The organism is Candidatus Cloacimonadota bacterium (assembly GCA_011372345.1).
In the GTDB taxonomy this organism is placed as follows: Bacteria; Cloacimonadota; Cloacimonadia; order Cloacimonadales; family TCS61; genus DRTC01.
The window spans coordinates 1-11,328 of record DRTC01000244.1 but is presented as its reverse complement, the minus strand read 5'-3'; the positions used below and the strand labels follow the sequence as shown (position 1 = coordinate 11,328).

General features: G+C 33.5%; 5 protein-coding genes and 1 pseudogene. All 6 read left to right on the top strand.

Annotated elements, in window-relative coordinates; all coding sequences use genetic code 11:
• Positions 1–273 precede the first annotated feature (273 nt).
• Positions 274–652 (top strand): annotated as a pseudogene (locus ENL20_04690) (GxxExxY protein).
• Between the two features lie 116 nt (positions 653–768).
• The gene (gene waaF / locus ENL20_04685; protein ID HHE37852.1) at positions 769–1,755 is read left to right on the top strand and encodes a lipopolysaccharide heptosyltransferase II; all 987 of its coding nucleotides are present in this window, start codon (positions 769–771) and stop codon (positions 1,753–1,755) included.
• Positions 1,756–2,395: 640 nt separating this feature from the next.
• Positions 2,396–6,640 carry a tetratricopeptide repeat protein gene (locus ENL20_04680; protein HHE37851.1) on the top strand — a complete coding sequence of 1,415 codons (4,245 nt, stop codon included), beginning with the start codon at positions 2,396–2,398 and terminating at the stop codon, positions 6,638–6,640.
• Between the two features lie 129 nt (positions 6,641–6,769).
• A complete protein-coding gene (locus ENL20_04675; protein ID HHE37850.1) occupies positions 6,770–7,642 on the top strand; it encodes a hypothetical protein in 873 nt (290 codons plus the stop codon).
• A 3-nt stretch (positions 7,643–7,645) separates the two neighbouring features.
• Entirely contained in the window at positions 7,646–8,548 is a 903-nt protein-coding gene (locus tag ENL20_04670) for a site-specific DNA-methyltransferase (GenBank protein ID HHE37849.1), read from the top strand.
• A gap of 245 nt (positions 8,549–8,793) precedes the next feature.
• On the top strand, positions 8,794–11,328 hold a 2,535-nt coding region (locus tag ENL20_04665; GenBank protein HHE37848.1), incomplete at its 3' end, for a DEAD/DEAH box helicase.

Here is an 11,328-nt window from a genome sequence, read left to right as displayed (position 1 = left end):
CCGGAAATTATAAAGGGATTTAATTAAACGCTGAAAACACTGAAATCACCGGAAAAAATAATAAATGAAAAAATTAAACACTGAAAAACACCGAAAAGATAAGAATATGTGTTATGTAGAACATAACTTTGTAAATTGATTAAAAAATATAATTGGAAACAGGAAAAGGAAACGGGAATTCAGAAAATTGAAATGCAAAATATAAAATCTCTGTGATCTCTGTGACTCTGTGGCTAATTTTGAAATTCCGATACATTTAAATAAAGGAGTAATATGACTGAATTACTTTATGCAGATATAACAGAAAAAATCAGGCAAGCAGCATTTGAAATTCATCGATATTTCGGTAATGGTTTTTTGGAAAAAGTTTATGAAAATACGCTTGCTTATAAACTTCGTTGAGAAAAATTGAATGTGAAACAGCAGGAACCAATAAAGGTTTATTTTGAAAATAATATTATTTATTGTTGGAGATTATTTTGCTGTTCTAGTTGTTGAAAATAAAATCATTGTGGAATTAAAAACTGTTCAATCACTTGAAAAAGTTCATTATGCACAATTGAAAAATTATCTGAAAGCAACCAAATTTTGTTTAGGATTACTGATCGATTTCGGTTCAAAAGAGTTACAATTTAAAAGGGTAATTTTGTAATACGATTAAAACACTGAACAACATCGATAGACACAGAAAAGAATATTTTTAATATTTATTGGTGTTAAATTTAAAATCAATTTATTCGGTGAATTCAGTGTTTTTCGGTGTTTAAAATGAAAGTCCTCATCATCCGTTTAAGCTCGCTGGGAGATATCGTTCTCACACAACCGGTTGCGAAAGTTTTGCGAGAAGTGTATCCAGACGCACAAATTGATTTTTATACAAAAAAGAAGTTTGCTGGTTTGGTTAAAGCTTTTGGCTGTGTCGATGATGTTCTTGTCTGGGAAAAGAAAAACTTGCTATCAGGCAGTTGCCGGATGGCAAGTTTAAGAAATGATTACGACATCGTCGTCGATCTTCATTCTAAACTGAATACTTTCATTATCAAAAGAATGATTAAAGCAAAAAAAAAAGTGACTTATAGTAAAAAACATTTCTTAAGATGGCTGATGATCAGAAAACTTACAAAAAAAGAAATTTCATCGACAATCGATCTCTATTTTTCTGCTTTGAGAAAATTGGGAATTGAGGAAGAATCTTCGTTTCCTGAATTAATACCTTTAAATAAAAACCTTCAAGGTTTTCAAAACCTTGAAGGTTTAAGAAAGATCGCTATTTTCCCCGGAGCAATCCACAAAACAAAACAATATCCGATAGAACAACTCGCTGAATTCATCGATTCGATCCCTACGGAATGGAATTGTAAATTTATTATTTTAGGTTCAAAATCGGAAAAGGAACTTTCAGAAAAATTACAATCTCACACAAAAACGGAATTGCTCAATTTTTGCGGAAAATTCGATATTACACAACTTATTTCTGCCATTGATCTCTGTGATGTTATCATCTCCAATGACAGCGGACCAATGCACATCGCAGCAGCATTGAAAAAACCACAAATCGCAATATTCGGAGCGACTCATCCCAAACTTGGTTTTGCTCCTTTGAATGAAAAAGCAGTAATTTTGAAAACAGATATTCCTTGTCAGCCGTGTTCATTACACGGCGGAGAAAAATGTCCTAAAGGTCATTTCAAGTGTATGAAAGAGATTTCTCCAAAGTTGCTCAAACAAAATCTTAAGAAAATATTGAAGGTATGAGTCCACTCTAAAAAGGCAATAATTTGGAATATGTTTGAAATTTTGCCCGAAATTTGGAAACTGATGAATCGGTTAATGACCTCTATCTTCTTATTAACCACCAAATTAAGTTGGTGGTTAATGAAACAGGAAAAAGTATTAACCGTTTTAACGGTTTCTAATTTTATTGAGTTTGAACTTTTTAGAGTGGACTCATGTATTGAATTTCTAAATTCGAATCTATAATTTTCGACAAACATTAACAATTTATTTCAATGAAAGGCAGCGAATAGCACTCGATTCATTTCCTAAGTTATTCAGTTTATTTTCCGACTCCTATGAAAGCCCATTCTAATTTCCTGCAAAATAAGGAGATGGGATTTTGATTAAAATGAACAAGATCGGCATCTTGTTTTACGGATCAGGTTTCATCTTAATAAAACTATCCGCTTGCGGATAAATCTGGGCTGAAGTCGATAATATGAGAGAATTACTGCGATTTACATCGAATAAATTCGATGGTTAATGTTTTATCTTTGTACTTTTTACGCATTGTCGCGGCTACATTCCCTTCACTGTAACCTTTAGTTACATCCAAAAAAACTTAGTTGACAAATAATCCCCAAAAATGTCTTTTACCTAAAATGTTTTTGGGGTAATTATGGACAGGAAAGTAGATAAGGTTTTATCAAAATATACTATTGGCCATCTGTTTTCATTTGATAAATTTTTTAATCGTTTATCGACAGATAGCAGTCAGATAATAGAAATTATTGGTGATTCGGGTTCTGGCAAATTCAATATTTTTCAGAAAATTCTTTCTAATCTTAAAGAAAAAAGAATTGAGCATGATGTCTATATTCCTTCTATTTTCAAAAAAAATCAACTACAGGAAATCATAAAGGTCTTAACCGGGATCAGCAAGGAAAAATTTAATGAATTCATAGATTATTCACCGGATTTTAATTTTTCAAATAAATACGATTTTTATTATTACATCACTGAAAACCTGAACGCGCAAAAATTATTAACTTCAAAGACCATAATAATTTATGAAAATTATTATCTTGATAAATATACTCAAGATTTTCTCCAATATTTAGCACATTATTCAAAAGATCAGAATATTAAATTCATCATCTTTACGAGGAAAGATACATTCTCATTTTCGGAGAAGATCCCGATCCGCCTTCCTGACAAAAAAGATATTCAGCAAATTTTACAGGAAATATTTCCTGAAAGGACCAAAAATTATTCGACTGAAGCAAAACTGATCAATAATATTTCCCACGGAAACCTCTTCATTATAGAATATATTTTGAATGACTTTTTTAAAAAAGGAGAAAAATTCGATTTCAGTTCCTACCTTGATAAAAAGATCAATATCGAGTCGATCTATTTCCATCAATTATCAACAATATCGGAACAGGGGAAAAATCTGTTGATCAGTATTTTCCTATTCGATACAAAAGCTGATGACAAGATGTTAAGCAATATAATTGATAAGAATTATCCTAAACATCTGGCGGAACTTGAAAAATGGGATTTGATATTCAAGGTAAAAAAGAAGTATTTCGTGAAAAAAGTATCGGTTGTCCAATCTTTTTTTAGTAATTTTTCCAAAGTAAAACAGGAAAAATATTTGAATCCAATAATGATTAATCTCGATGAAGAAACTAAAAATTATTATTGCTATGTTTTCCAAAAATGTGATCTGAAAAAATATGAAAAGCTGATTAATTATCTCCTGAAATTGAATGATTATGAAACTTTACGGCAAATTTATCTGCAACTGCTGAAAGATCAGAATGATGGTCCGAAAAAAATTACGATTTTGAAAGACTTCGGGATCATTAACAAAAAATTGAATAATACGGAAGAATCTACTGAAAATTTTCGCAATGCTTTGAAGTTAACTCTGGAAAATTCACTTCCTGCAGAAGAAATAGTATTTCATCTTGCTGAAAATCTGGTAGCTACAAATTCCAATGCGTTTGCTCTGGAAATAATAAAAAAATATTCTCCTGGAACCATTGATGATTACTGGAAATGGAAATTGGTTTTACTGAAATGTATGATCCTGATTGATATGGAGGAGTTCGGAAAAGCACTTACTACTGCAGATGAAGCTTATCAAATAACGGTTCTCATCGATGACCGCAAGAAAAGACTGAAAATGCAGGGAGATTCCAAAAAACAGAAAGGATTGATATATTATCATTCCAATGAATGGCAGAAATCAGAAACAGAATTTACAGAAGCTGAGAAACTCTATAAAAATGCAGAAGATATCGAAGGTCTGGCAGCTATTTATAACAATCTGGCTGGATTGGCGCTCCAGCAGGGAGAATGGAAAAATGCGGAAGTTCTGTATAATAAAAGCCTGAACTTCGAGAAGGAGAAATACAATCTGAACGGCATCTGTGTTTGTTATAATAACTTGGGATATTTGTATGAGGATAAAGGTGATTATAAAAAGTCTTTATACTATTTGCAGCAGGCTCTGGAAATAAAAAAATTACTTGGAGATAGAAATAATATCGCGGAAATTTTGCATAACATCGGCGTTACTTATATGGATAATGCAAAATATAAAGAAGCAGCCGAATCCTTCAATGATGCTCTGGAAATTTCCATAAAATTCAAGATCTACCGGAATGTTATTGCCGCCCTTAATGCCCTCGGAGTTCTCTTTTTCAAATCCGGAGATTGGGTAAAAGCTATCGATTATTATGAAAGAGCGATCAAAAAATCAAAAGAAAATAATTTTTTAGAAGGTTTATGTCATTCTTACAATAATCTCGGGGAATTGTATGAAAAAAGAGGAGAATATAACATCGCTTATGAGTTTTATGAGCATGGTTTGGAACTTCTGCCGGAACTTTCCGACGATTTCACGAAAGCTGAACTTTATGGAAACCTGGGCAGCGTTCTGACCTGTCTCCATAAATTCAAGGAAGCATATAAATATATCGTTGAAAGTTATGATTTTTTCAAGGGTTTGAATGTTAAAAAAGAGATAATTGAAGGTTCGTTGAAACAGGCTTTTTATTTCCTTCAGACCAGGAATTTTGAAAGTGCAAATTATTATCTCGGAGCTGCTTTGAAAATAGCAGAAGAGATGGATGATGATTATCAGATCGGAAAATGTTATTATTTGCAGTCTTTTCTGGAGAAGAACGAACCTGAAAAAGCACTGAAGATTCTCAAATCTGCCATTGAAAAATTTGCTAAAACCAAAAATAATTTTGAACTTGCTTTAGCAAATTATGAATATGCTTTCTTATTATTTGAAAAAGAAGAATGGGAACAATCTCTGCAAATTTTGAACGAAAATAAGAAGATCGTGAAAAAATACGGAGCTATTAAATTTCTGGAGAAGAATGATATCCTGATCCAGAAAATAAATAAAAAATATGCGGTTGAACTAAAGGAATCAAAGCACCAGGAGACGCTATTAAGTAATTTTTATGAAATTACTCAAAATCTTAATGAGATCACGGATTTTGATATTCTGATCGAAACTGCTCTTGATAAACTGGTTGATTTTGCTGAAGCAGATGGCGGAATTTTCTGCCTTTATCATAACCAACTTGTTAAAGATTATTGGGAATATATGATCTTGAATAATTTTTCCAATGAAGATAAAGATTTTGATAACATGGTAAAAATTGTTATGGAGACATTTAATAAAAATGAATATCAGAATTTCAAACAACCTCATTTTGCTCCGGAATATAATAATATCATTTCATTTCCTTTGAGCATCAGGAATGAAAAAAAAGGCGTTATCTGTCTGTTCACAAAGCATGATACTTATTATTTCACAGAAAAAAAGATCAATCTTTTGAGTGCTTTGTGCAACCAGATAATTGTGATCGTTGAGAATATTACTTATTCCAGCCTGCAAAAATCTCATGAAGTGATCAGGGAAGAACTGGCTTCGAAAACCAGTTTTTCCAATATTATCGGAAAGAGCGATAAAATTCAGAATATTTTCAGGATAATTGAAAAGATCAAAGATACTCCGACCACAATTTTGCTGGAAGGTCCGAGCGGAACCGGGAAAGAACTGATTGCACGGGCAATTCATTATAACAGTAATCGCCGCAATAAAAAATTTGTCGCTCAGTATTGCGGAGCATTACCGGAAACCCTTTTGGAAAGCGAACTTTTCGGTCATGTAAAAGGCTCGTTTACTGGAGCGACTCATGACAAAAAGGGTCTTTTTGAAATTGCCAATGGAGGTTCTTTTTTCCTCGATGAAATAGCTGATATCAGTCTTTCCACACAGGCTAAATTATTACGATTCCTGCAGGAAGGTGAGATCAAAAGAGTCGGCTCAACCAGAACCGAAAAGGTCGATGTCCGGGTTATTTGTGCTACCAATGTTTCGCTCAAGGAAAAAGTCGATGAAGGAGATTTTCGGCTCGATCTCTTTTACCGTTTGAATGTCATCAAGATCGATGTTCCTTCTTTGAGTGAACGAAAATCCGATATTCCGCTGCTGGCAATTCACTTCCTCGATAAATATAATAAAAAAGTCGGGAAAAGTGTGAATGGAATTACTGATGAAGCCCTGAAATATATGATGAATTACGAATGGCCAGGAAATATCAGGCAGCTCGAAAACGAGATCGAAAGAGCCGTAACTCTTGCAGAAAATGATTCTTTTATCAGACCATCCGACCTTTCCGGAGAAATCTTCCATTTCCAGGAAATCTCCGAAACGATCAATCTGCTGGAAAATAAATCGTTGAAAGATGCTGTTGAAAACCTGGAAAAACAAATGATCCTCAATATCCTCGAAGAAACCGGTTGGAATCAAACCCAGACTGCAAAAAAACTCGGTTTGAGCAGACAGGGATTGATCAAGAAAATACAGAGATATCGACTTGAGAGATAACTCATTCACGAATTTCACGAAAAATGTTTGACAAACAATCTTGTTTGTTTCCATACGCAAGCAGAGTTGTTTGAGGAAATTAACTTGAACGAAAAATGGTAATCAAAAATAATGCCTATGAAGGAAATAATGAGTAATATTGATTTATGGAATGTTGAAACAGAAAAGAAATTCTTTATTGAAGCATTAAAAAATTTTGCATCTCCAGAACAGTTGTTTTATAAATTCGATGAAGAATATTTTGCTTATATTCAAAAAGGGCAACAAAATAACGGGCAGACTTTACAAAGCAGAAATTCATTAATTGGACAATTTACTGAGAAATGGTGCAAGAATTTATTAAGTCCAATTGCAACTAAACTTGGATTATATACAATAAATAGTGTGGTTTGTGAAGAAATCGGTTTAACAAATCGTTCGGATGCGGATATTGCCTTTTGCACAACAAATTCAAAAATTCAAAGTCCAGAGAACATTAAACTGATTTTTGAAGTAAAGATGAGTATTGTTTCGAATTATAAATACTCACAGCAATCTGATTTATTAGAATATCTTGGAGATTATAAATCTCATAAAGGAAATCCTTCAATTCTTCGATCTGATTCAATGCTAAAAGCAATTGGCAAATCTATCAATATCAGGGTGTCCGGCATTGCTTCTGCAAAGATTCCGATAATTATACTTGGCAACAGTCCTATAACAGAAAGTTACAAAAATAAAGTTGATTTTCTGAAAACATCAGGAATAATTCAAGGATTTTTATCTCTATTTCCAAATCCTACTACAAGCGAATTTATCACAAATACTCAAGAAAACGGATTTCAAACAATTTCTTCTATTGAGCAATTATCAAATTTTCTAACTGAAATAATAAATGATAAAATGAATTATTTCTCATCAATGATACCCAAACAGAAACTTGGTGAAATAATTACTATCGCAAATCGAGAAGAATCAGAAATTGAAAAAGCAGAGAAATTTTTATCGTTAATAAGGAAATAATTTATGAGACATGGAACTCAATCAAGTGCGTTTGGAACATCAGGTAGAATAAATCACGATTCATCAAGATTTTATAATTCAAAATTATATGCAGAAAATAAACTAACAAAAGTAGATTGCATTGCTAATGAATTTCCTGAAGAATATCTAAATAAAATAATACTCGGTTCATCTGAAAATATGAAAGAAATACCAGATAATTCAATTCATTTAATGATCACATCACCTCCTTATAATGTTTCGAAAGAATACGACGAAGATTTAACTCTTAAAGAATATTTAGAATTATTACGAAAAGTTTTTACCGAAACTTATCGCGTTTTAATTGATGGTGGTAGAGCTTGTGTAAATGTTGCAAATCTTGGAAGAAAACCTTATATTCCTCTTTCGGATTATATTTCAAAATTAATGATCGATATTGGATATAATATGAGAGGAGAAATTATCTGGAATAAGGCAGCAAGTGCAAGTCCTTCGACAGCTTGGGGAAGCTGGCAATCCGCGTCTAATCCGACATTAAGAGATGTTCACGAATATATATTAATTTTTTCTAAAGGTGAATATAAACGAGTAAGAAACAGGCAAGAGATGGGAAAAAAAACAAATTCCATTTCAAAAGAACAATTTATGGAATGGACAAAGTCTATATGGACAATGAATGCTGTTTCTGCTAGAAAAATCGGACATCCAGCACCTTTTCCAGAAGAATTACCTTATAGACTTATTCAATTATATTCTTTTAAATCAGACATTATTCTCGATCCATTTATGGGAAGCGGAACAACAGCAATTGCAGTGTTAAAATCTAACCGTCTGTATATTGGTTATGATAATAATATTCAATATGTAAAACTAGCTGAAAGAAGAATTTCAAATTTTGAAAATCAACTGAAATTTAATCTTTAATTTCCTCTAGCAAAAGCCTCCACATTCAGATTGAAAGAAAAGTAAGAAGAATTTGGCAGGCTCAAAACATTGTTACATTCCCAATCGAGAGTTGGGAGCGATGAATATCGACTATGCAAAAAAATCGAAATGAATTTTGGGAATAAGTAAAATAATTGCTTTCTATTATATAAAATTTTGTGAAATTAGTGTAATTCGCCTGTCTGGGTGTAGTTTTAACGAAGACTGATGGCTAAAAAGAAAATATGAAAAAACTTTTTAATTTTGTAGTTCTCGATCTCGAAACGACCGGTTTTGATTTTCGGGAAAATGAAATAATCGAGATCGGAGCAGTTCGTTACAAGGAAGGAAATCCTCAAGAAAAATTCTCACTTTTTATCAAACCAAAAAGAGAAGTTCCGCAATTTATCAAACAATTAACTCATATCACTGATGAACAACTCGCTTCCGGAATCTCGATTTTTGATGCCCTGAAAAGATTCAGACAATTTATCGGAGAGGATATTCTAATCTGTCATAATGCGGATTTCGATATTGGATTTTTAAATACTAAGTTGCATGATAACGGATTTCCTAAACTGGAAAACAGAATTTTTGATACGGTCGAGATCAGCAAAATTTATCTTCCTTTTATCTTCAATCATAAATTAGGAACAATTGTTGAATATTTTAAGATAAACTTGGAAAATGCTCATCGTGCTATTTATGATGCGGAAGCAACCGGGCAGATTTTTCTAAAATTATTGGAATTTATCGATAAAAATATTTCCGTAAAACTTAATTACCGTTTAATGGAAATATCGCAGATGGCGAATCTGAATACAAACCTGGATTATTTCCTGCAACAGGTCGTTGCTCATCAAAATAAATACGCACTTCTAACCAGACAGGAACCAGAAATCGATTTCCACAACAAGAATTACATTTCTCATAAACCGGAAAAAGAGGTTGATCCAACCATTTCGCAAGTATTTGAAACAAACGGTTTATTCTCAAAGAAATTTGAGAATTATGAGATCCGTGACGGTCAGATCGAGATGTCCAAAGCAGTTTTACAGAATTTCCAAAAAGAAGAATATTTATTGGTCGAAGCCGGGACAGGAGTCGGAAAAACTCTTGCCTATTTGATTCCTGCGATCAAGCATTCAAATAAAAATAATGCAAAAATTATCATTTCTACGAACACGAAAAACCTGCAGGAACAACTTTTTTATAAAGATCTGCCAACCGTTGGAAATTGCGTTGATATTCCCTTTACAGCAACTCTTCTGAAGGGTAGGAGCAATTATATCTGCGAAAAAAAATGGGCAGAATCATCCCTTGAATTTGAAAAATATTTCTCACCTTACGAAGCTAAAGGTTTTCTCAATCTGATCGTCTGGAAAGAATTCACCCAAACCGGAGATATTTCCGAAAATACTTCCTTTAATACGAAAAGAGACGGCAGTATCTGGAAAAAACTCTCTGCTGATCGTCATTTCTGCCAGGGCAAAAAATGTTCATTTTTCAGGAAATGTTATTTGATGGATATCCGTAAAAAAGCAGAAGCTTCCAACCTGGTCATCATCAATCATCATCTGCTGCTGAATGATATGAAAAGCGAAAATGCGGTTCTTGGGAATTATGAGAATTTGATCATCGACGAAGCACATAATCTGCCGCATATCGCTTCTTCGGAGCTTGGTTTGAGTCTCGGATATGCTGATATAAATAATTTCTTTTCCTCGATGTTCGCCACCCGTAAAAGATTCCAGACAGGAATGTTGCCGAAATTGAAAGCAGACACAACCGGAAGTGCGGTCAATCAAACCACCAAAGATTTTTTGATCACCAGATCTCAAGAAGCGATAGACCTGCTGGAAAGTAAAAAATATATCTTTTCCGAACTTTTTAAAAAAATCGGGGAGGTTGTCGAAAGACAAGGAAGATACGGTAAATTAAGGATCAAGTCAACGGAAGATTTTCCCTTTATAAACAGTTATTTGAGTGAATTCATCGAGTTCTGGAAAGAGATCAACAAAGTGATAATGGCTATCCGGGAATCGCTCTCCACGATCAGTAGTAAGGTTTTCAAAGACTATATCACGAACCTGGATAATGTGGATGGAGTGCTGAAAAGACTGGGTGAATTTAATGATAATTTCCATCAACTTTACAACCCGGAATTTAAGGATTTTGCCTTTTGGCTGGAAAATTTTAGAGTATCGGATGAGAAATATCCAAATGGTATTTTGAATTATGCTCCGCTCAATGTCAATCAACTGATGAACGATCTCCTTTATAAAAAGGTAAAATCTATTGTCTTCACTTCAGCGACGATTGCTATTCGCGGGAAATTCAAATATTTTGCCGGTCGTATGGGATTAGATCTGCTGGAAAAAGATTTTGTGCAGGAAAAGATCGTGCCTTCACCCTTTGATTTTGATAAACAGGCAATCGTTTTAGTTTCCGGATTCCTTCCCGAACCGCGAGATCGTTTCTTTTCTTCCCAGAGCATCGATCTGATAAAGAAGAGTGTGGAAATTTCCAAAACCGGTACCATGGTGCTTTTTACTTCCTACAAAGACCTGAATAAAGTTTATGAGGAGATCAGCGAGACTTTTTATAAAGAAAATATCCAACTTCTGGCGCAGGGTAAAGGCATTGGACGCACGGCAATGCTGAAAGAATTCAAACAGAATAAAAGTGCTGTCCTGCTGGGCACAAATTCATTCTGGGAAGGGATCGATGTTCCGGGAGAATCTCTTTCCTTATTGATCTTATACAAACTGCCTTTTCTT